The 22,097-nt window shown below is 57.2% G+C and carries 21 protein-coding genes and 1 pseudogene; 4 read left to right on the top strand and 18 right to left on the bottom strand.

All coding sequences use genetic code 11. The features are described from left to right. Nucleotides 1-54: 54 nt before the first annotated feature. From LPA37_RS05275 to LPA37_RS05315, 9 genes and pseudogenes are all read right to left on the bottom strand, one after another. Entirely contained in the window at nucleotides 55-603 is a 549-nt protein-coding gene (locus LPA37_RS05275; RefSeq protein ID WP_229011922.1) for a hypothetical protein, read from the bottom strand. 39 nt (nucleotides 604-642) lie between these two features. Then, nucleotides 643-2,385 carry a hypothetical protein gene (locus LPA37_RS05280; RefSeq protein WP_229011924.1) on the bottom strand — a complete coding sequence of 581 codons (1,743 nt, stop codon included), beginning with the start codon at nucleotides 2,383-2,385 and terminating at the stop codon, nucleotides 643-645. A 453-nt stretch (nucleotides 2,386-2,838) separates the two neighbouring features. Beyond that, nucleotides 2,839-3,036: pseudogene (locus tag LPA37_RS05285) on the bottom strand (diguanylate cyclase); the annotation flags it as partial. A 146-nt stretch (nucleotides 3,037-3,182) separates the two neighbouring features. After that, nucleotides 3,183-5,972 carry a UvrD-helicase domain-containing protein gene (locus tag LPA37_RS05290; RefSeq protein WP_229011926.1) on the bottom strand — a complete coding sequence of 930 codons (2,790 nt, stop codon included), beginning with the start codon at nucleotides 5,970-5,972 and terminating at the stop codon, nucleotides 3,183-3,185. A 322-nt stretch (nucleotides 5,973-6,294) separates the two neighbouring features. Next, nucleotides 6,295-6,501: a hypothetical protein gene (locus LPA37_RS05295; protein ID WP_229011928.1), complete on the bottom strand. Its 207-nt coding sequence runs from the start codon at nucleotides 6,499-6,501 to the stop codon at nucleotides 6,295-6,297. Nucleotides 6,502-6,600: 99 nt separating this feature from the next. Next, nucleotides 6,601-7,083 carry a hypothetical protein gene (locus LPA37_RS05300; protein ID WP_229011930.1) on the bottom strand — a complete coding sequence of 161 codons (483 nt, stop codon included), beginning with the start codon at nucleotides 7,081-7,083 and terminating at the stop codon, nucleotides 6,601-6,603. 54 nt (nucleotides 7,084-7,137) lie between these two features. Then, on the bottom strand, nucleotides 7,138-7,311 hold the full coding sequence (locus LPA37_RS05305) for a hypothetical protein (protein ID WP_229011932.1): 174 nt from the start codon (nucleotides 7,309-7,311) through the stop codon (nucleotides 7,138-7,140). A 182-nt stretch (nucleotides 7,312-7,493) separates the two neighbouring features. Further along, nucleotides 7,494-7,928, bottom strand: a complete 435-nt coding sequence (locus tag LPA37_RS05310) for a hypothetical protein (protein WP_229011934.1) — start codon at nucleotides 7,926-7,928, stop codon at nucleotides 7,494-7,496. A 655-nt stretch (nucleotides 7,929-8,583) separates the two neighbouring features. Next, nucleotides 8,584-9,129 carry a hypothetical protein gene (locus tag LPA37_RS05315; protein WP_229011936.1) on the bottom strand — a complete coding sequence of 182 codons (546 nt, stop codon included), beginning with the start codon at nucleotides 9,127-9,129 and terminating at the stop codon, nucleotides 8,584-8,586. 225 nt (nucleotides 9,130-9,354) lie between these two features. Here LPA37_RS05315 and LPA37_RS05320 point away from each other — a divergent pair, with 225 nt between their 5' ends. Continuing rightward, complete coding sequence (locus tag LPA37_RS05320) at nucleotides 9,355-9,894, top strand: hypothetical protein (RefSeq protein ID WP_229011938.1); 540 nt, start codon at nucleotides 9,355-9,357, stop codon at nucleotides 9,892-9,894. 439 nt (nucleotides 9,895-10,333) lie between these two features. On the opposite strand, the gene LPA37_RS05325 is transcribed toward LPA37_RS05320, so the two are convergent. The 3 genes from LPA37_RS05325 to LPA37_RS05335 all read right to left on the bottom strand — a co-directional run bounded on the left by LPA37_RS05325 (nucleotide 10,334) and on the right by LPA37_RS05335 (nucleotide 12,621). Beyond that, nucleotides 10,334-10,753, bottom strand: coding sequence for a hypothetical protein (locus LPA37_RS05325; protein ID WP_229011939.1), 420 nt, complete (start codon nucleotides 10,751-10,753; stop codon nucleotides 10,334-10,336). Between the two features lie 248 nt (nucleotides 10,754-11,001). Continuing rightward, nucleotides 11,002-11,841: a hypothetical protein gene (locus LPA37_RS05330; RefSeq protein ID WP_229011942.1), complete on the bottom strand. Its 840-nt coding sequence runs from the start codon at nucleotides 11,839-11,841 to the stop codon at nucleotides 11,002-11,004. Between the two features lie 12 nt (nucleotides 11,842-11,853). Further along, nucleotides 11,854-12,621, bottom strand: a complete 768-nt coding sequence (locus LPA37_RS05335) for an HNH endonuclease (protein WP_229011943.1) — start codon at nucleotides 12,619-12,621, stop codon at nucleotides 11,854-11,856. A gap of 642 nt (nucleotides 12,622-13,263) precedes the next feature. Between LPA37_RS05335 and LPA37_RS05340 the strand changes: the two genes are divergently transcribed. Further along, nucleotides 13,264-13,419, top strand: coding sequence for a hypothetical protein (locus tag LPA37_RS05340; protein ID WP_229011945.1), 156 nt, complete (start codon nucleotides 13,264-13,266; stop codon nucleotides 13,417-13,419). Nucleotides 13,420-13,490: 71 nt separating this feature from the next. On the opposite strand, the gene LPA37_RS27800 is transcribed toward LPA37_RS05340, so the two are convergent. The 3 genes from LPA37_RS27800 to LPA37_RS05355 form a co-directional block, all read right to left on the bottom strand. Then, nucleotides 13,491-13,868, bottom strand: a complete 378-nt coding sequence (locus LPA37_RS27800; protein WP_324251871.1) for an MbcA/ParS/Xre antitoxin family protein — start codon at nucleotides 13,866-13,868, stop codon at nucleotides 13,491-13,493. Nucleotides 13,869-13,998: 130 nt separating this feature from the next. Continuing rightward, complete coding sequence (locus LPA37_RS05350; RefSeq protein ID WP_229011949.1) at nucleotides 13,999-14,661, bottom strand: type IV toxin-antitoxin system AbiEi family antitoxin domain-containing protein; 663 nt, start codon at nucleotides 14,659-14,661, stop codon at nucleotides 13,999-14,001. A 187-nt stretch (nucleotides 14,662-14,848) separates the two neighbouring features. Next, on the bottom strand, nucleotides 14,849-15,319 hold the full coding sequence (locus LPA37_RS05355; protein ID WP_143788288.1) for a hypothetical protein: 471 nt from the start codon (nucleotides 15,317-15,319) through the stop codon (nucleotides 14,849-14,851). Between the two features lie 196 nt (nucleotides 15,320-15,515). Between LPA37_RS05355 and LPA37_RS05360 the strand changes: the two genes are divergently transcribed. Then, complete coding sequence (locus LPA37_RS05360) at nucleotides 15,516-15,764, top strand: helix-turn-helix domain-containing protein (RefSeq protein ID WP_229011971.1); 249 nt, start codon at nucleotides 15,516-15,518, stop codon at nucleotides 15,762-15,764. Between the two features lie 32 nt (nucleotides 15,765-15,796). After that, nucleotides 15,797-16,510 carry a hypothetical protein gene (locus tag LPA37_RS05365; RefSeq protein WP_229011951.1) on the top strand — a complete coding sequence of 238 codons (714 nt, stop codon included), beginning with the start codon at nucleotides 15,797-15,799 and terminating at the stop codon, nucleotides 16,508-16,510. A gap of 81 nt (nucleotides 16,511-16,591) precedes the next feature. Here the strand turns inward: LPA37_RS05365 and LPA37_RS05370 are convergent, their stop codons facing one another. From LPA37_RS05370 to LPA37_RS05380, 3 genes are read right to left on the bottom strand one after another with little or no spacing between them, the layout of a single operon-like run. Next, nucleotides 16,592-18,022 (bottom strand): hypothetical protein, encoded by a 1,431-nt coding sequence (locus LPA37_RS05370; protein ID WP_229011953.1) that lies wholly within the window; start codon nucleotides 18,020-18,022, stop codon nucleotides 16,592-16,594. Then, nucleotides 18,019-19,041, bottom strand: a complete 1,023-nt coding sequence (locus tag LPA37_RS05375) for a hypothetical protein (RefSeq protein WP_229011955.1) — start codon at nucleotides 19,039-19,041, stop codon at nucleotides 18,019-18,021. The genes LPA37_RS05370 and LPA37_RS05375 overlap by 4 nt, the downstream gene beginning before the upstream one ends. Beyond that, nucleotides 19,038-21,812 (bottom strand): hypothetical protein, encoded by a 2,775-nt coding sequence (locus LPA37_RS05380; RefSeq protein WP_229011958.1) that lies wholly within the window; start codon nucleotides 21,810-21,812, stop codon nucleotides 19,038-19,040. Before LPA37_RS05380 ends, LPA37_RS05375 begins: the two co-directional genes overlap by 4 nt. Nucleotides 21,813-22,097 lie beyond the last annotated feature (285 nt).

Genomic DNA, 22,097 nt, shown 5'->3' on the forward strand with positions numbered 1-22,097 from the left:
AAAGACAAAAAGCGGCCTAGGGCCGCTTTTTGTTTCGGTCCGTCCTGACGTTTCTCAGATGGTTTTGCTAATCACCGGATTGCTGCGAGTACGCCGCACGGTCGATTTGACAGCGACAGTCGGACGCTTCACGGCTGCGACATTCGTAGTCGCCACTTTCTTGGCTGGCGCCTTATGCACAGCGGTTCCGGGAGTCGCGACGCTCACAGCGCGACCGGCTTTCCCAACTTTGGCCTTCACGCCACCGCCGGTTTTGGCAGCGGCGGACTTCACGACGCCAGCCTTTGCCGCAGTCGTGAGCGCACCACCACTCTTGGCACTATGCGCCTGGATTACGAGAGGCTTGCGATTGTGGGACTTGAGCACCGTCACGGTGACCGTGCCGGCTTTCCGGAGTTCCTCGACGATGCCGAAGAATGCGGATTCACGCGGCTTGCCGCTTTGCACTGTACGCCGGACGGTGGCTATCTTCTGCGCACTCAGTTTTGGAGTGACAACCACCTCTGCTTTTCCGTATTTCGCGTCTAAAGCCTGCGCGATCGGCCATTCGGAAGCAAAAAGCTCCCGACCAGTCACATTGAAGCTAAATTTTCTCTTGCTCATGAGGTCACCCCTTTGCTTTCAAGTCTATAGGGCCGCAGATCAGGTCGCAAGTCGCGCGCCTGCATATAGCGGAATTGCTCCCTTGTAAGACAGCTCTCGTGACAGGCTTTGGTCTGAACGGTTGTCCAAGGTTGTCTGGTGTTTGCTTTTGGATGCCACGGTCAGTAGCATCCCATTGGCATTTTCCGGAAGGATGATTTCCTCTTTCCGTCCGTCCGCCTGTGACCACAGACCCGTTGCGCGTCGCGGCTCTCCACCGGTAAATCCGCTGTTCGACCGGTCCATCATGGCGGCGCATGTAAGAGTCAGGACCGCGCAACCCGGTTCATCGGCCAACACCCCGGAATACCTGCCCGGCCAGCGGGCGCTTCGTTGAGGACCATCCATGAGGAGAGCGATAACCAGATTGGGGCCGATCGCACGGATGGCATTCATTGCTGGATCCATTCGCGCGAGGTCTTCACAAATCAGCGTCACCATTGTCATGTCTTCCCGGATCGCATAAAACGGCAACGTCCGATGCGATACGCCGATATCCTCCCACCATTGATCATTCGTCGGGTCTGCGTCGAAGTCCAATCCGTATTGCGTGGCTTGGGTCTTGTCGATGCGCCACCGATGGTGCTTGTTCTGCGTAAGCGGGACTGCCCTGTGCGGATCGGTGATGACGAATGTCTGGGCCTGATTCAACCAGCGTTGGCTGGCCGGGTCAAATTCAAGAACGCCGGTGGTAATGAATTCGACGCCTGAAGAGGCTACTGCTGCCACGAGCCCCTTTGCTACGCGCGGCGAGAGCGCGCACTCTGGCAGGACGATTCCATGGGGGACTGCTCCCCCTGCTTCCAACTTCGCCCGTTTAATCAGGGGTAAAACGAGTTCCTTTGCAAGTCGAGCTCCTGAAATTTCGCCCTTGGAGTCGGTAAGCCACTTCTGTTCAAGATCGAAAAACGCTGCGAGGGAGGTGTTGTTCGACAACTTCGTTTTAGGCACGCTGAGCCGAAAACTATCGTTAGATACGTGGAACGGGAACGGCACCAGCAGCAGCCGAATGTCTGTTGACGAATCTGCTGCATCGGGCAAGCGCGAAACGAGCGACCATGAAGGTTCGATAGTCGAGCGACAAGGCAGCAGCGCAAGATGATGACTCAGTGAGCGTATGGTGCAGCCCTTGGTCGTGGTAATCGACTTTGGCAGGACAACTGCTACGTCGGGCGACACCATGCCACAAAGGGACGTCGGCCAGTACGGAAGTACGAACCTCGAGTGGTCCCCTTGCGCCGCATTGAGCATCACCACGGAGGCGAACTCTGTAAGCGCCTTGCCTGACGCAGATGCGTCCCACCCCATGCCGATGCTAGCTTCGTCGGCAATGGCAAACAGCTTTAGCAGGGCGTCCACGGCCGGCTTATTTTCGCACAGCTCGGATATGGCGACCTGTCCGTAGTCCGAGACAATCTTCCGCCACAATGCCTCCACCTGCGGTGGGGGCGAAAACAGCGAATCCCAGCAAGTGGCGATCACGAGAACATCTTCGATATAGCTCTCATGTTCCCGGAGGGCGTTGCGGTCCGGGCTTGCTTCTGTGTAACAACCACTACGATCGATGATTGCGCCCGTGACCGCAAACAGATCGGGTGGCCAAATAGGGCACAGCGTGTAGCTGGGGAATGTTGCGCGTACGCCTCCCGGCCGGTTCAGCACTTCTTTCGTTGGCGCTTCCAGCAGATATGCAGCGTCGGTCCCGGCGGGAAGGAGATGATGAATCAAGTCGATGATGCGCATGCTTGTAATATCTTATAAACGAACGGCGCGAAGGTGGCAGGACACCATGTCATGCCTGATTGCGAAAGCGCTTTTGGGCGCCAGTGTTTTCCCCGGTGTTCCGGGCCTCTATATCATCATAGCGTTGAACCTCGTGACACGACCCAAGCCCGCGTTCGACTTCACTAATCGAATGGCCGATTGGCGATCCGAAACGGTCTGTGGCATTTCTCCTGAGCGGGCACGTGCAACAAGGCAAGCTCACTGCCACTGCACGATACCTACTTTTTGCCCCGCCGGAGCAGCGTGTTGAGCTTCGTGCCAAAAGAACTCTCGATAACCAGTTCTTCTCAAGTCCATCCAAGGTCTTTTTGATTGGTAGTTTCCGCATATGGGGGGCTTCCAGTGCGTAGTTCAGGTCATCGATCCCCCCGGTCGGGACAACGCTATCCGATCACTCGACGCTTTCAACACTTATCCAACCTCGACGCGATTGCGGCCCGATTCCTTCGCCCGGTAGAGCGCCCGGTCCGCGCGCCTTATCAACGCGTCGACGTCGCACTCGCCCGCCTCTCGTGTGACCATGCCGATACTGACGGTGAACGGAATCGGCTTCTGGCGCCACGTGTGCTCGAAATTCTACAACTCGATGCACTGACGCAGTTTGTCCGCGATCGTGCGCGCGAGATTGGCCAACTGTGTGCAAATGCGGTCTTCAGTGGTCGCCCGTCGTTAGATCCATTCGGGCGCAACGGTGCACTGTGTGGCCAGAAGCGCCGACATCCGGCAAGTCGAGGCCATTTACATCGTCGGAATAGTTAAATCGTGTCCGCCGTATTGAAGCATTGTGCCGAGCTAAATCTCGTACAACCGAAAAATGGGCCCCGCCGCCCGAATCTCGGTGTCATGTAGCCCTGTTTGCAGACGTCACATCTCCTGGGCTTGTCAGGCTTTCCCTCGAAAACGACGGCACCGTCATACTCTTTGTCGAGCAACTCAAGCGCAAATCTCGAAGGCTCCTTCGATGACATCAGCAAGGTCACCTGCTCGCGAGCCCGCGTGAGAGCTACGTAAAACAGTCTGCGCTCCTCCGCGTATTCGAAGGCCTCCCGACCCGTGAAAGACAGGCTCAAGAGTGGATCGTCTTCCATCTCCGACGGAAACCCATACCACTTTGCCTGCAAACTATGAACAATGACGAAATCGGCTTCGAGCCCCTTCGACTTGTGAACCGTATCAAGCGGCTCCGAGGCCTTTTCCCTGTTCGTCAGCTTCTTTTTTATCTCGATGCGTCCGTTGTACTGCTGATTCCATTTGTCTACATGTGCTTCGGTAACCGGGCCGGTCGTTTGATACCTGTAGCGACCGAGCAAAAGGACTGTGATGACCTGTTTGCGCTCAACCGCAAGTGCGGCAAGTTCGCTGATCTTGGTCTCGATACACTCCAGTAAGCCAGCGTCGCCCGAATATTCGACGATCCGGATCACGCCCCTGCTCTCCTTGTTGTCCGCCAACACCGTCTTCGGAATCTGCGTCGGATTTTTCGCCACGAATCGCGCCGCAACTGTGCTGATTCCCTGGTTGCTTCGAAAGGTCTTGCTGAGATAGCGGGTTTCAGTCTTTCCGAAATGCTCATCAAACGAACGCATGATGGACAGGTCCGAACCAGCAAAGCGGTTGATCGCTTGCCAGTCGTCTCCTACGGCGAAAAGGACAGAATCAGGATGCCGGGCTAGCAAAGCCTTGACCAGCCTTGCGCGTCCGGGGGAGATGTCCTGAAATTCATCCACCAGAATGAGCTTCGCACGTGACGGGTAGCGCTTTTCTTCAACGTGAGTTGCGGCCATGCCGATCATGTCTGCGAAATCGATCGAGTTAAGCCCCTCATGAAGGCGGAAATCATAGGCTTGCCAAACCGGAACGAGCAGATCCACAAATGCAAGTGCGCGAACCAGATTAGTCTGGTGTTTCGTCTGGCTCTTTATGTGATCTTCGCTGTGCCCGCTTTCCTTGGAGTGCGAGACGATTGTCAGCATGAGCTTTACCAAATCCAGATCATTGCGATCTTTCAGACGTCGCTGCAGTTCTTCAATCGATCTGGGTGAAAAAGTCACCCCATATGAACTGAGCGTATCGTGCAGATACGTGAATATGGAGCCATCCTTGAACTGGGCGCTCGACGTTTCGATCAGGATCGTTCCGCAAGCAGCGTGCAATCTGCGCTTGCTTGCCGACGACCTGACATAGGATTCGCCGAAGGGCGATGTTCCGTCCCCTCGTAACGCGAAATGCTCGTGATAGAGCCGACGACCATCAGGCAGGACATACATGAAATCCGGCTCGTATTTTCTCCAGCCATGCTCGGCAACGCTGTGTTCGTACGGTGATTCGTAGCGGTACTGCACCCCATGAACGTAAAGCCAGTTAGCGATCGAGAGCTCCTCGAACGACTTTACGGGGTCTCCCTGAAGCGTCGGAATACCCCATTTTTCCGGGTCACCTTCGTTCCTTCCCTTGCTCCGGATGTAGGCTTCATAGGATTCGACGTCGTCGAACTCCATTTCCGGCTCCGCTTCCCAATGGACTGCCTTGAAGAGGAGCCAGCGCGACAGAAACGAGCTGTCGCTCGTCCTGAGTTCGGTGACCACTTTTTGCATGAGTTGCCGCGAACCGACTTCAGGACGGGTCTTCTGCCCGGTCACATCGCGAATAATCGAATTTCCAAGGCTGTGGAACGTCTGTGCCCTGATCGATATGCCAAGCCGGTCTGCGAGGCGAATCCGGATCTCCTCCGCCGCTTTGTCATTGAATGCAAGGGCAAGCACTTCCTCCGCGTCGGCATAGCCTTTTTGTATCGCATATCCGACCTTCGCGACGAGCGTTGAGCTCTTGCCAGAACCTGCGGCCGCCACCAGTCGGTTACGATCCTCGTGAACGACCACGGCTTCCTGCTGTTCCACCGTTAGTTCCGATTTCTCCACCCGCTGGAAGAAGTCAATCCAGTGAGGATCAGCCATTTCGCGCTTGACATAGTCAGCGTTCCACTTGTGGACACCCGTGTGCGGTGGTTTGATCATCTCCGAGATTTCAAGAGCCCGTGCCCTGGCCTTGTCGTATCGGACGTCGCCAACGAAGGGCCATTTGTCGAGCAGCGCTGTCATGACCGGAAGATGTGCCAGATGTGGGTGAACTGCATCGAGAAGAACACGCACGTCATAGTCACGGATATAGCGGTTTCGCTGGATGAGTGTCTTGATCTCAGTGTCAAGTGCCCGCACATGTGGAAGGATCTCGGTGTATTTTCTTCGCAACTCTTTTTCCAGACCGGTTTTCCGTTGCTGCTCGAGATTGGCTGCAGACTTCACCAGGGCAGATGCATTTCTTCTCGTCAACCCGGCAAGCGCAAACTCTTCCCCGTGAAAATCAATGACGACGGTCGCCCAGAACCACTTTGGAAGAATGCGCGCGGATTCGATAGCAGCTACCGCGACGCTCCGGCGACTTCCGTCTGCTTCATTGATCTCACTCTCAGGTGAGTTCAGAACAAGCGTCCATTGGGATACTCCTGCAACTAGGCGTCCCCACCAACTCGGCGAAAATGAAATCATATATTCCTTTATTCGATTCTTTTTTATACGACACCGACTCCGCGCGTTCTAGCGGGGCCGGTCGTCCGGCGATGGCCGGAGTGTTCCTGGTGTCATTGCGCGCGCCTGAAGCGCAGAGCTGCTCGACGGCACATAAGAATGCAGTAGTACTGGCGAATACCCGTCCACATCTGCACCCGTCATCTGTAACGTCGACATGCCGGATGGATAGTTTCCGTTCCCAGGACAACGGTGATTCACGTGACCCCGCACGCACTACAGTATTACAAATTTCAGCACTTTGTGCCGTCAACGGAACGGTGGACCGCCCAATAATAGATCGTCACGCGAACATCGCGAACCTAGTGTTGAACAGTTGGAGATCGCGATCCAGAATATTACCGAACAGCTCCGAAAAGCGGCGGTGTTCCGGTTCTATCAGGAGGCCCCACAGCGGCCGGCCCTGAGCCGTCAGATAACTTGCGAAGGTAACGGGAAACAACGTGTTTCCCAAGTCCAGAAGCGTTTCACGTACTTCGGCAGGTGTCATCGATCGACCTTGATGGTTATGCTCTCGTGTAGCCACAGGCTACGGCGACACGGAGCCGTGGCTTTTCCCTACGTTCGACGAATTGCACTCGACGACGCTTCATCCCCAGTGCCGTATCGCGGGCTCACTCTTGAGTACGCCGTCGCACGACACGTTGCGCGTGCTTCGGTTGATCGTCATCCCGTCACAGGACAGAAAAGCCTTGAACGATTTCGTCGAGCCCGCGTGTGGCTCCTTCACACGGACCATCCTGACCTTGCATTTCGGGCAATGGATGCGCGCGGGATGCGCGGCGACCGTTTCCATCTCCTTGATCGCCGCGGCCAGGTGCTTTTCCAGCGCCGCGAAGGTCGTGAAATCGTGCCGCGTGCCGTGCCCGTTCAACGACAGGTGCATGAACCTGTAGCGCGTCTCATCGATCGCCTCGCCGTCAGGATGGGCGTACAGGCCCGTTGCCTGGACGAACCATTCGTCGTCGAGGCGACGATGGTAGGTGTCACCGATACCGAGGCCGTGGCCCGGTTGCAGCTCGAATCCGGCTGCTTCGAGCAGGGACTGTGTTTTTGTTCTGACCATTGCCATTGTGGGTCCTCGTTTGAATCTGCCCGTAGATTCCGCCCGACGGACGGCAGGCCATTATCGTACAGCGGGCTTGCCTGACTCCACCTCGTGCATGAACCGCGGCTCGTACTGCTCCATCAGGCGCACGAGCGCCACCAGTCGGTCGCCGTCCGGCGAGCCGGGCACCAGATCGAGATCAACCAGCGCTGAGACGGTCCAGAGCGCTTCGCGGTATTCCTCGTCGTTCATACCTCGTTCTCGATGCGACGCACCGTCACGGTTCGTCCCCGGGGGAAAAATGCTGCCAGTGTACCGGCCAGCGGGTCGTCTGCTGTTCATTGCCACCTCGGCGTGCCGCGGACCCACCGAGGCATACGCGATATCGGAATCCTGCCGGCCGCACGGGCCGTCAGTGGCCAGTTGACGATTCACTAGGTCGCCTCGCGATCGCCCAGAAATTCCTCTTGCGCAACAGCAATCACCCGCTTCGGATCGTCAGTAAATATCTCCGCCGGCGTCCGGTTATTGAGCAACGCATGCGGCGGATACAGCCAGAACGTCCGTCTCCAGCCGCCGCGATCGTCTTCGCTGGGCAGGACGACGAGGAGTCCGGCAACGTCCTTCCGTATGGCGCCTGAGCGGTCGAACTGGAAGTCCGGGTAAAGGAAGCAATGCCGGGGCGCAGACCACACTCCCAGCAAGGCACCGCTCGCTTGCGCCCGGATCGCGTACGTTGTGGCTTCGGGACCGGACGCGTTGCCGGCCAGCTCAGCAACCCGGTGATCGTCGGGCCACTCCTTCTCAAGCAGTTCGTCACGGAACTCAATCGCCGACACGGTGCCAGGCAATTTATTCTTCGTTACCACTACATCCCCCTCCAGACGACTATGCTGCACTCATAGCACACGTCCTTTCCCCATCGAGTCGGAGTTCGCCACGGTCGAAGACACCGGGACGTATGAGCGCTGGTTTCAGATCAAGATTCAGGCCTAGCTCGACGACCCGCGTCCCAACATGCCACATGGCCACGTGATGACCGACATGGAAGCCATCATCATTCGCGCGGCCGGGCAGGAACGAACTGCTACGGTCAGTACACCGGCGGCAGGCCACGTCAAGACATGGCGTGAAGGCGTTACCCCCGGGATTTTTGCGCGTTAAATGCTACGCTGATAATGGGAATTATCAGCGTAGGCGGCGACGCCAGACCTCGCCCTGAACGCGGCAAATCGCATCGACGGCGCCGGCCGGCCGTGACAGCCGGCTCGCTGCCGCCCAGGCCGGCGAGGCGGCCCGCAGCGATGGATGCACGTGCACGCGCTTCGGCCGTCGCAGCCAAGGTATTTGGCGACGAAGGTCGCGGGTCCGGATTGTCCTGCACCGCCCTCCCCGGGACTGCCTGGGGCACGGCGGTGTTCTTCCGGGCGAGCCGGAGCTGGCCGATAGACCTGGCCAAGTGCGCGGTTTCGAGGACGGGCCGGCGCCGCTGCGCGCGCCGGCGGATGGTGCGGACAATGCCGGTCATTGGTCAGTGTCCGTCGGTGCGGAGCCCGTGGTCAGTCGAAGCGCCCGCTTTCGTAGATCGGCCGTGGTTGAAACCGGGAGCCTGATGAACTCAGCCTCGGGCATCTCTCCCCATGCCTCTGTGAATGGCAGATAAAAACAGATGACCCATTTTTCGTCCTCCCGCCGACCGGCATAAGGGTGAAGGATCTCACCGTCCGCACGCACACGGTCAAAACGGAATAGCTGCTTTCTGGGATAGCAATCGTCGTCGCGCCGCGCATGCATCCGTCTCACCGCTTCGCCAGGAAAGCCAGGATGCCCTGACGCGTCAGCTTCGGCCAGTGAGCTACGGATATGGTCATCTTCTGTCAGGTGGGCGTCTTCCAGTTCGGTTTCGTCAAGCACCAGCTCCTCCACCATATACGGTGGGCCCTCGTACCACCGAGGGTCATCCTCAACCAGCCGGATTGCTGCAACCGTGCGGGTACCTATATCGGTACAACGCCACCAAAATGGGCCGCAAATGAATTCGAGGCCAATGTGAAAGTCAGCAACTTTCATAGGTCGTGTCGCAGTCTTGCGCCATGGAGAATTGGAAGCGGCTCGCCCGCATAGGCCACGATGACTTTGGCGGCTTTCTTGATACCCATGTACACGCGCCCCTGAACAACCTATCGTAGCTGCCAGTTTAACCGGCCGGGTACGACCGTTCGCGGGGAGTTTTCTCGGGCGCGAAAACCGTAGACTGCAATAGTTCTGTCATCGCCGTTATCGATAGGAGACTCCATGGCCACGCCAAACCGCCGAACGTTCTCGCTTCAGACTCCCGCCGATCTTTACAGAAAACTAAACTTCGAAGCCCTGGAGCTCCACAATAATCCCCCCAACGACCTGGAGCACCGTGCGTACGCGGTCATGAACGCGGTTACTACCGCGTGGCAGATGAAAGATTGGGTCTACGAGGCTCTGCGCGAGGCAGGCGCACTCAATCACCTGAACGAATTCGCGGGCCGCATCATTCGGGGAAAGAAAGACTTCGGTACGTTCCTGTGCGAAAACAGCCCGTGGATGAATGTGTGCTTTCAACTTGCCACTGCCGCCAAGCATTTCGACGTTGGACAAGACACGGGCCTCGAAGTGCTTACCACCATCGAGTTTCAGGTCGCCCCGGAGACCACCGTTCACGAACTGCGCGGCCAGGATGAAATCATGGTCCGAACGCCCCGCAACAGCATCTCTGGCCCGGACCTCGTACTATTGCTCGATTACATCTGGTCGCGGGCCCTGCCTCGACTTGGACTGCTGGACTCCCATGTCGCCGAGTAGACAGGTATGGGCCGGTTGCCTTCCAGGAATTTCTTTGATAGTGCCGCTGCCGAGTCGGGGCGCCGTGAAACGGCGACGCGTTGGGCGATTGCTCCGCCTGGCTTACCAGATAAAGCGGGCTGCTTCGTTCATTGCATTGTTCGCAACCTATGAATGCGCGCTGGCCAGGCCGATGGCGACAGTCCGTGTGGATTTCGCGGGCGCGAAAAAACCCGGCCTTAGCCGGGTTCCGTGCGCGCATCACGTTATGCTTCGGCTGCCCCTCCCAACCAGTCCTTAGGAAGGGGGAAGTTCCACATTCCGCTGGTGTTCTGCTGCCCGATCCATCACCCGATCCACCGCCTCGTCTTCCGCGCTCACCGGGTCCATCCGACCTCTTTGCCGGCCGAGCGCAGAGCTTCGGCTCTCGAATAACGAGGGCCGTTTGCGTTCCTTGCGGTCAGCGGTATTTGAAGTCAGCCGGTTTTGCTTCTTCTGCCTGACTCAGCGCTTCGGCCATGCTCTGCAGTATGGCGTGGGCCTGTTGATTCGTTATCGGAGCGGGGCCGCTCAGGGTCCGCTCAGCCTTTTCGACGGCATCCTCGCTCCTGCTCAGTTGGGCCGAGCTTTCGCCTGCGTCACTGCGCGCGGCCATGATGGGGTCCATGTCCGGGTTATTGCGCATCATCTCGTCGAAATCATTGTCGATGGCTTCGCGGATAGGCTCGAGTGTTTCCGCGATGTCGGTCACATGCCATTGCACGCGATGGGCCACGTCTGCCGGAGCGGGTGCATTGGGTGCCTGCTCGGCCAGTTCCTGGATCGCCTCGGAATCGGCTTCGAAATCTGGATCATCGGGGATTGGTGTCGGTGTGGTCATACGGTTCTCACTTTGGCTAGGCTGGTTGCGGCGAAGCGCAATCCGTCGTCAGCAGGTCTTGGGGTGGCCCTCGGGAGGAGCCACCCATGCGCCTCTTTCACACCGGGTATTAATGCTCCGGCGCATTGATGGACGGCGCACGCACATCTTACCCGTTCACCGCCCGGAGCGCGGGATTCGCCATCCGTTGCGCTGGCTCTCAACGTGACGGGATACGCGCTGTATGTGCTCGCGCTGCGCGTACGCAGTTAGGGCTCGGTTCTCACGTGTCGCCGCAACAGTGCAACGGCGTCTGCGGCGGAAAGCGCAGGAAAGAGCGCCGGACTGTAACGGATCTGCATCGCCAAGCCGCCGGTAGCAGTGAGCTGCGGGCGCACGATGCCGATGTGATCGAGGATGCCAAACAGCCCCTCGTCCAGCGTCAGAAACCGGACCCTGACAGGAACCGGTGATTGTTGCGCAACTGCCTTGATCAGGCCCACGCGCGAGATGACATGGAGATCGGAGAGCACGTTGTAGGCGTTTGGCCTCGCTGGCTTAAGTACCCTGCGCGCTGCATCACTCCCGTACAGGCAGGCGAGCAGAAGCATCACGATCGCATCGTCAGTAGCCAGTCCGGACCCTGCCGCGAGCTGGATAAGTTTATCCTCGACACCCCGACGTTCCCGCTGCGCGACTTTCTGGACAACGAGCGGGGCTGCGCTCGTGAAAAAAACCACCCGGTTGCCCCACTGGCTTTCCTGCAACCCCGAAAGCATCGTCGCAACACCGTCCGCAAAGAGTCGCAACTGCGCTGCGTCCGTGCTCGCGTGTGTGAAGAACCGTCCCACGGCACCCGCTTCCGTCTCAAGGCACGCTGCTTTGTCGACCGCGTTGTCAGCGTAACCCTTCTCGCCCTCCATGATCGACAGGAGCGGGCTGAATCCATTCTCCGGGCGATCGAGTGTTCGCAGCCAGTCCAGGTAGGCCTGCTTTTTCGCGTCGCGCTGCTTGCCATCGACTGCGGCATCCTTGATGAGCGCCACGACGTTGCGGTCGAGCAGGAAAATGGTCCGCGTCGGGACGGGGAGAGAATTCACGGGCTGCATCAATCTGGTGGGCTAGGCGTCCAATGCCTCTTCGCGTGCCATGAACAGGTCGTGATGACGTTTCAGCTGATCGGGTGCCGGTCGTGCCTTCTCGTCAGCAGGAATAGCGACGAGTCGACGACCACGGAACTGGGCGTACTCAGTCCATTCCAGCGAACGCGAAACAGCGACGCGACCGTCGGTATCCACAGCAATCAGGTGCAGATCGAACAGGGTGTGAATGTCGGCGCGCAGCAGGAGACCGTTGGAGGTGGCGTAGTTGGTTTCGAGCGCATGCGGGACGATATGCGCCGCCTCGAGCAGCGGTTCGACCGTCGAGCCGCTGATGGCGCAGGTAGCACCGTACGCACCATGCAGCCGGTTGCGGAAATCCGCTTGGCCACGGCGCGTCCTGATGGCCACGAGCTGCTTTTCCTCTTCGTCCGTCTGGCCGTCATTGCCTGGCGCCGCGGGCAACATTTCCTCTGGCTGCGAGGCCGTCGGTTCATCCAGGTTTCCCGCGTGATTCTGGGTCGCGTCATGCGACGATCCCTGAAAGCGGCCAAAATCCACATACTGTTGCTCTAGGTTGTGGCCCGTTACGCGCCATCCCGCCCTCTGCCAGGCGTCGGCCCAGACATGAGTGCTACCGACCGTTGTATTGCTCCAGAACGGCGAATACTCATAGGCTGAGCGGGGTAGTGGCGAAGGAAGTATCGCGTTGATCTCCGCAAACGTGAGCCGGGCCGAATCGCCGGGCAGTTCGCGCAGGTGCGCTTCGAGGGAGTCGTATTTCGCCATTTTGCGACGGACAGCAGGCCTGTGCTGCTGTCCGGTGGTGTTTGGGACGGGCCAGCATACCCGCATCGATGTCCAACGGGAAGAGCAAGCTCGTTGATCCATCCCGTAGCCCCGAAAGCGGCTCAGAGCTGATGTATGGTAAGAGTTCGCGGAAATTTTTCGCGGGCGCGAAAAATTTGCAGACAGTCTCTGCACAATCGCGGTGGACGAGACGTTGCTCACCCCACCCACGCCCACGCCCACGCCCACGGCTGATTGTGAGGCCTCGCGCGTCATCTTTCACGCACCCTGTTCATTTTGGATAGTTGTTGACGGCATGCATTTTTGCGCCCGCGAAAAATGGATTGCACGATCCATCTTCCTTCAACGACACGGCCCCTGCGGCGATCTCGGATCTTCGACCGACTCCCCGCCTGACCCATACCGTTTCCTCTTAAACACCTGAAAGACCCCCTCAATACGTGGCTCTTTTGTGATGGCTGCCATCGACAGGCCCACGTACATTTTCGAATGTGCCCCCTTGACAACCGCTGATCGTGACGAACGTCACCAGACTGCAGCCGGACGGAACGGCAAGGCGCGTCGCGAGTCGTGACGACAGATTCGCTATACGCACCATCTACCCTTTTCACAGGAGTCTGTATGTCGTATTCGTATCAGAATCTCATTCCCGTCGTCGCCACTGCCGTGAGCAAGATGGCCGAAGCCTTCCAGCACAGTCCCGTCGGCGCGGTGATGGTGGTTGCTCTAGCGGCCTTCGCCCTAAACGCGTGGGTGGTTCACAAATTCACTAAATGACCGACGTGCGGTCGGCCAACTTTCAGAGTTGGCAGGTATCGCAAAGTCCCGCCTCATGAAATGCTAGTTGATTAGTCCAGAACTGGATGGGAAGCGCTGTATGGCCTCAATTCATTTTTATTGATTGCGCCAATTCGCTGTTTCTCAACGCGATCCAGATATGCGCGCACCATCAGCAATCCGGCGAACCCGTACTCCTTGATCACATCAACAGGTGTCATGCCGCCGAAGGCGCGATTACACATCTTCATCCAGCCGTACGCCACGTCCCGGTTGCGCGGAAACAGCAGACGAAGGCTCCTGTGAACGCCGAGAAGATGCCCGACACGTTCGTACTCCTCTCGCGTCGTACCGATATACGGGCGCCTTCCCGGTAACGGCCCAAGGCAGCCCGGTTTCCCGGCGCCAAGCCAAGCAGGAATGCCTGATCTTCGTTGGACAGATTCCAGTGATCGAACAACGACATGACCATCTGAGCCAAGTGGCTTAGGTCGGCCTCAGACGAGTTCTCAGGAATGGAAGAGGTGATCATTTACGTCACATCTGTGAGGGAATCGGCGTCGTCACAGCAAGGTCTTTTCAGGCGCGCAACTGCTGAGCCCAATCCACGCCCTCATCCTCCGCGAGAAACTTCAGCCCCCACACTACGTCCCTGCGGGGACAGCAATCGACCAGCTCCTGCAGAACGTTCAGCCGAATGTTCCTCAGGCTGCCGATGAGGTCTCTCACGTCTTCTATCAGGACCAGCTCCAGTGAGACACTGACGTATTCGAGAATTGCGCGTTCCGGAACCGAAACCAGCACCTGTGGATGGCGCCACGCAAGCGGCTTCAACCCGTAGCCTTCGTCCATCCCCGTGTCGAACAAGGAGTGGGAATTGTAGGAGCAGGCAAGCCTATCCACCGCCCAGGAAGGAATGCTGCAATAGCCTCGCCCCCATAAATCAATCCGTTCGCGGAAACGAAGATGATGCACCATCCGGTGCCACTCTAGCGCCGTTCTTCCTCCTACATGGAGATTTGGGATAAACGCCCGCAAATAGGCGATCGTTCCATCGACGCCCGGCTGGTCGCCGCGAAGCAGATAAGCATCGTCGGACAACCGTCGCAACCATCCCTGTTGCACGAGTTCGCTCAACTGCTGCGCGTCAATTCCAAGTGCCGCGAAGTAGCGCAGACCAAGCGGCTGCGATCGTGGCGCGAAGTCCATCAGGAACTGCACGATTTGAGTGGGGTTGAACATGTTCTTGTTAGCCGATGTACCGAGTCGCGTAGTCGGCGCCGAAAAGCGGCGGTGCGCCGATTCGCTCATGGAGACGGCGCGGACAGTCCAGTAAAGGAACGCCCCGCCGCCCGACATCACATCAGCAGATATTCGTACAGAGATATCTGGAAGATTGGCCGTCTACGCTTATCCATAAGTTTTTGAGTCAAGACAGGCACGCCGCGTCCGAATCTGCATGCGCCCAAACAAGCATCTTGCTACGAGCTTCAACAGGATCGGGTTGCTGAGGTTCGCAGGCTCGCAGACGACCGTGTGCATCCCTATAGGCAAGATAATTCCGGCCATCTTCAGCATACGTGTACGACCACACGCTCGAAACAGGAACCAACGTTTCCCAATCGATCGCCAACAAACGAGGCTTGGCGTCTCCGTATCCTTCGAGAACCGAAACAAGAATTGATGGATCCGCGACGATAAAGGAATAGCCGTCAGGATCATCGGGGCGCACCTCAGCAGCCCGAATCAGGAACGTCGTGGCTACGTGATTGATGCCGGCGAGGCGCCAACGGTTAAACGGGTCATGTCTGATCCGATACGGCGTCTCCCAGGGAGATTTTGTAAACAGCATCTTTTCGAGAAAAATCAATGGGCTGAAGTCATCGGCGTCATTGCCCAAAGCGCAGGGGCTTGCGAGATCCAGCCCTGTGGTTCGGGTGATGTATGGTCCGCAAGGGATCGTTCGTTACATTTTGCACATTATCAATTGTAGCGCAATCGTGTGCGTCCGACGACAGTGACATCTTCAAAATTTACCTACATGACTGATGTCGATTCGTCTTGGCCTGGCACGCGGATTGAGAGCTGCTCGCAAAATGCGCGGCGTTTCTCAAGACGGTCTCGGCGTATCCAGCAGGACATATCTAAGTGCGCTCGAGCTTGGAAAGCAGACGCCTACGCTAGACAAGCTCGACGAAATCGCGCGAGCCATAGGCGTTCATCCCCTCAGTGTTCTCTACTATGCGTACGCAGTTGGCTTGACGCCGCAAGAAGTTCGTGAGCTGGGCCACGTTGTTCGCTCTGAGATTGCCGGACTTGAGAAGTACGACATCGTAAGCGGCTAGCGTCGCCCGGTATGGCGGCCCTGGAGATTCCCATGCTCCTCGCAGTACTACAGCCCGAGTTCCATTGGTTCTCCGACGATCCTTCAGCTTTCATAGCGCTCGTCGAGCAGGCCGTTTGCCGCGCAGAATTCGATGTGCTGGTTTTACCCACCCCGTCGATTGCATGTGCCCGTGAGGCTGAAACAGATACTTCCACACAAATCGCTTCGTATTTCATGGAATTGAGCAGGAGGAAGCACGCCCTCATCGGTTTTGGGATCAGGACGTACATTGGACGTGAAGTCTCGTGCGCCGTCCATGCTGCATACGACGGCAGGCTTTATACAAGCTCCGTAACTTCATCCAAGGCCAGGATGATCAACGACTGGCGGCCATGCTACGTCGCCACGGAGTCCGTGAGGGCCGGCGTGTTCCAGGATGTTGCGCCGGATGAGGGGCTACTTTTAGCAGACGACCATTTGCAGATGTTCCGACTGGAGGACGCGCAGATACTGATGGTATCGGCCTCTCACCGGGAGGCGCGAGTCGAAGCCGATTCGGGTCCGATGGATCTCCGATCGTCACATCGGTTGAACGCTTACAGGATGGTGGCCCGGTTCGCCGTCCGTGAGGGAGTATTTTCTGCCAATCATGATTGTGGAGGTAGCACCATCGTATCGCCACGCGGACAGGTCCTTGTCGATGGCGGGACCAAACCAGGATGCTACGTGACTGAGATTCCGGACATCCTGCCGTTCCACTCGTGAAGCACCCAGTGTTTCCACCCCGCCGCAAGGATCGCCGGCGCGCAACGGAGTGAACTTCGCACCGCTTGAGTTGCCCTCAGGCTATATTCGCCCGCCCCCATACTCATCGAAGCCAGGGTTAAGCAAGGCACGGAAATCCGTCTCTAACTTCCTGTTATGACGGTTCGCGTTCCGCAAGAGTACCAAGGCGTCTCTTAGCCGCAGACGAGGCGGATCGAAGTGACGAAGTGGGAGACCCTCAACTTCCGGAAAAACGGTTGCAGAGATGCGCAGCACAGGCGAGACCTGATACTGAAAATATGTGTCGAACCCCGCCTCCGCGGAAAAGTCTGCATATTTGGGCCGGGTGCCGTTCAATCTCCAGTAGAACGCAGCAAACGTACTAAGGAAAACGGCCTCCCAACCTCGCCCGGACAGAGTTGTGGGCCAGATTCGGGCTGAAGCGGACCTCCAGCGGACAACACGAGCGTTGCCGATTGGTGAGTGTAACCCCTTGGGCTTGTCGCCCTCCCATGCCCCACGCAACAACATGTATGCCATTACGGCCGGAGGAGCCGCATCGCGCAACAGCAAGCCGTCCTCGCCAATCAGCGACGGATACGGCTCATCTGGAACCATGTGCCCGTAGGCTCCTGTCAGCCATAACTTGAGATCCGAGAGCGTCTCCATATATATGAGGTCCGCTTCCTCCAGATGGCGATTCGGATACCGGTTCGTGGAACCATCGGCAACGGACGCCGAGGCGTTATTCTCGTCCGCCCATAATAGCCACGACAGTTTCGGCTTTGGCATGATTCCGTCTTGTGCATCCGCGCTCAATGATCGGGCAATCTGAAAAATCATCTCCGATGTTCCCCACCATTGGTCGATCGCACGCTTATTTACAAGTTCAGCAAACGGACCAAGCGGAATCATGCGGTGTACGGCCCTCTTGTGACGTTTGAGGCACGATGCAAAAATCCGACCGAGGTCTGTTGACTTCCTCAGTTCCACATGTGCACGTACAGATGGCAAATTTCCGGGAGTGAGTGAAGCACTGCAGTGCACGCACTCATATGGCAAGCGAAGTATCGCTCTATCAAACTCATACATCCCAAATTCGTGTCCGCAACGCCAGCAGGTCTCGACAAGTGCGCATCCATGAAGCGGGCAACAGTCGAGTGCCTTCCACTGGTACCATATGCTGTGATAGAGCGCGCCCGCACACTCCGGGCATATTCGGAGTCTGTCGATAAACCACACGTTTGGAGAAAACGCGGACAACCATCTTGCATCGCTTCTTCCAGAAGCTTCCCCCTTGCTCCATCCCATCAGCAAATCAATGTGAAGATCGATCCAGTTGCTATCTGTCCAAAAGCTTTTACGCACAGACGACACACCGCACAGTTTTGCAAATTGACCAAACGGAAGGGTGTTGAGCCACATAATCCTTGCGGCGACCGAGAAGGTTGACTCATGCGGCAAGCGCGTGAGCGTCTCTCCTGTCACGCGTCCATTTGTTTGTCGAATCAATTCCCCTCCTTTGGCTCGGGCAGATAGACAATGCCGTCCAGAACGAGCCCCATGGCTTTTTTCCACTGGTCGACACCAATCGTCAGCCCAGGTTGGTCATTCTTTGAAGCCTCTCCCAGCGAGCGCTTGATAGTCCTAAATATGAATTCGGCTGTCACGCGTCCGTTTGCCGCATACTCATCCACAGCTACTTTAAACGCCTCCGCGTGATCTGAAAGTTTGAAACCCGCCTTGCACGCCTTCGGAAGGAGAAATTGCACCCATGTCACAGAGCCCGCCTCCGTATAAACAGAGGTTTCGATCTCGCGCAGTACCGAATCAAGATCGAGAGCCGAAGTGAGTGGCCGCAGAACGCGACCTGAACCCAGAAGTGAGCGGATCGTTGCCAATCGATCGAGAGCTTTCGTGTCTTCGACCATCGCCTTGAACGCGTTAATCTCGGCGGTGCCCACGAGGAAAAGCTGAATGCCCTTTACCTGCAGATTGGTTTTGAGAGCGGCCAGCGCTTGTATCATTTCCCATTCCAGTTTTTCAACGCTCTGCACAAAGAGCACAAATCTATACACACCGGTGATTGCTGTTCGTTCGTCGATCAGATTAAGTAGTCGCCATTTGATTTCTTCGGGAGTTCCGCGCCAGAAACGATAACCTGCTGCGGCCAGCAGCGAACCCCATCTTGCCGTGGGCGTTGTCAGTTCCTCACCTAGCGGAGCCCAAGTCACAGCTTCAACCTCTGGAAACTCCTGCCGAAGCAAATTTCTCATGACCAGTAACGCGGTCTTTCGGCCGTCGCCGCGCTGTCCGAGCAGCGTGAAGCCAGATGCGCCAAACAGAAACTCGTCTTTGAATTCCAGATATGCCTGAATAGCTGGCTCGGTTTGGATCACTGGCGAAGAATAAAAAGGAATCCTGATCAGCAACTCCTGCTCCGTGCGCTGATTCGGCGCCAGGATATCTAGCTGCTGCGACTGCTGGTCAGAAGATCCTTGCGGCACTGTAAGCGGCTGGATGTCGCTCACCCGAACCTCCTGCTACCCCTGATAACACGCAGGCGGAACCGGTCTACCCCGCCTTCCCAGATAGTCTTATCCGGCTGTCCCCGTGATTCCACGGGTTGCACCGTTTCAATCGACTCCGCGTCAACATTAGCGGTGGCATTCTCAGCATCCGCCTGCTGGCCATGATAGGTCCCCCTGCGACGCTGCCTCTCCTCTTCTAGCGTAGGAGCACTCGCCTTTCCTGGCTTTTTGCTTTTTGCTTTTCGAGAACCTTGGTCCAGCGCCTCCTCTTTGACCGACGAGGCCGCCTGTTCCAGGCGCTCACGCGTCTTCAAGTTCCCTCCCGTTTTGTCGAAGAATTTCCAATCCGACACCGATATTTTGGCGTCACGCTGTCTGTCTGGTTTGAGTTTGCCTATGGGAATATTATTCACGGCGCCGGACGCCTGGCGGATGTCCCAGCGCTTCACCCGGCCAACCAGGTTCGTTTCGTTCGACCCGTGAGGCTGGATCAGATCCGGGCGACTCCTTAACGTGTCATTTGTATAACGTCGTCCCAGCGAGTTGCAGTAAGGCATCACGCCTTTGGCCAGGTTGCCCCGCACTACAGCTTCAAAGTAATGATCAAGGTATTTGCTGTCGACGATAGTGGCGCGAGGAAGCGGCGCAGCGATGAGACCGGCGCTTACATTGTTCAATGCATTTCGGAACGCGATGAGCGGCGAAGTTTGCCAAAGCCGTTCTGTACGCTCGGTGTTATGCTGATTGCAGGCTCGCGCCAGGTCAAGGATAAACGAATCGAGATCGATCGCTGACTCGCCGTCATGCAAGGCGTTCACTCGCCTCGAAACATCGCCGATCGCCCTCTCACAAACAGCGCGCGTCACCCAGTTATAAGTCGGTCCAAAATTGACTGCACAGCCAAATGTGTAGATGCTCGCCCTGATGAAGCTATCGTTCAGGTTGCACTTGGCATTGTCCGCAGACAACACGTTGAAGCCATTGCCAGTCATCCCCTCAAACTGTTCATAGAACAACCGGTCCTCCCCATCAGGGTCATTTTCCAGACGGTAGGCTTCAGGATGCACATAGCGATCAAAAGTTTCAATCGCACTTGCCGTACTTGGGTTGATCTCGAGCGTGGGATATCGCGATAAGACGGACCAGTGGTATGCGTCCACGAGCAGGGCGTAGTACCAGCGGGGCAGTGTCTGTTTGAAGAGCTCGCCCGCCGGGTTACGTCGCATGACCCCTGTGGGCCGGTCTATCCTGTAGTAATCCAGTTGAAGGAAGGACCCGGGACGGATCGGGCGAATGATCCGCACGGGGGTCCCGCCAATCTGCCGGGCGCGCTTGCTCGAAGTCTCCCCATGATAAATTCCTATGTAGCGGTCCGCGTGGCGGTCGCAAATCGTCTTGATATAATTCTGGAGCGCATTGCGACCGAGGTCAGTGTTGGTAAACGGATAATCACTGTCCCCGAGTCCTTTCGTTCGCAGGAAGTCTTTCATCTTCGCCCAGCAGTCGTCCAGATCAATCCTTTTCCCGTTTTCCGTAGGCTCGTGACCAAGCACGAGGTCCGTGATGAGCTCCTCGAGGCCGACAACGCCCTGAAGCAGCCGCGTCCATGCCCATGGGCCGTTACGACTCTTTTCGTCCTCGCCACCGTCCTGTTCCTTAACCTTCCTTCGCGTCGTCGTAGCCCCTTCCCCTGGCTGAGCGATACGGTAGTACTCTTGGAGGGCGAAATAGCCGTGAATCGAGCCGGGTCCGGCGGGTGTGATGCATCGCTTTACCAGACGAAGCACCTCATTCTTGGACAGCAGATGTTTTTCTTTAATTTCCGAGAATTCGGCCCCCCTACGGTATGCAACGATCCCCTCTTTCTTCGCGCGGAATTTTTTGCGGTCGTCGTCTGACATGTTGGACTCTTCCGGGGTCGGCCATTCGGCAAAGCGGTGCTCCGGCGGAATCAGCCGCCGCCGCGATCTCGCGGTGCCGAATGAATTTGCGGTATCGAGCGTCGTCTCATCCAGACCGTGCCCGTCGGCAGATGGATTGTGAGCGCCAGGTATCGCACCGTCGCCCGACGAATTCTCCGACCGCTTAAGGGCCGAGAACTTGCTCGCGCTACTGCCTGTAATGTTGGCCATTACCGTTTCAAGAGACAGTAATCGCGTCAGGTCGGTCACCAATGTGCCCTCGGCTACGAGGGATGCCAGAGCACCTCTTAATAGGCCAGGATCAACACCGGGAATATCGAATATCTGCCGGATAGTGCCTTGGGTCCCCGGACCGATTCGATCCAGGATCGCGAGTCTCGCTGCCGGCGATGTGTAGTCAAGCGTTGCAGTAAGCCAGGTCGACAGCGACAAACAATTGTCGAATTCGATCTGCCGCTCCACGACGTCGCGACCAGTGACCAGGCGCACCCCAAGCGGAATTCGCTTCAACATCGACTTTTTTGACGTCCCCGGCTCCCTTCTGCAGCAGACAAGTTCCTGTCTGCCATCTGCATAGCGGGCTATCAGATCGGGCTTAAAACCATCCGCTTCCTGATCTGCATCGGGAGTCTGTGGCGGCGCGGCGCCGTACCAGACGACTTGCGGATCCATTTCAAAAAAAATTGAGCAAGCAAAAACAACATCTGTCTCCGCCACCATCAGATGGTTTATTTTATTGGAGTGGAAAATCCAATAATTGGCCCGGGGGTCAGCGCGATGCTCGATTAGCCGAGCCGCGCTTTCCCCTGCCTTCGAAAATCCAGGGGACATGCTAAAAAGACGAGGCATGAAAAATCATCTCCTTGCACACGCCCGCGTCGGAAAAAGAATCCTCTTGACTTTCCCCGTGAATGGTAGAGAATCAAAATGACGCGGGTGGCCAGGATCACCGCAAAGATCGCCTGGCCCCAGTTAGTAGTGGATTGCACGGTAGTTGCGTACTCGATAGCACCTCTCAAGAAAGCCGACCCGCCAGTCGGCTTTTTTATTTGTGCGCCCAGCATGGGCGCACTCTTGTGGGTGCAAGTCCCACCGTAAGTTGATCACAGCGAGCGAAGCGAAGCGCAACTGCGA

This window comes from Paraburkholderia gardini (assembly GCF_907164545.1).
Lineage (GTDB): Bacteria > Pseudomonadota > Gammaproteobacteria > Burkholderiales > Burkholderiaceae > Paraburkholderia > Paraburkholderia gardini.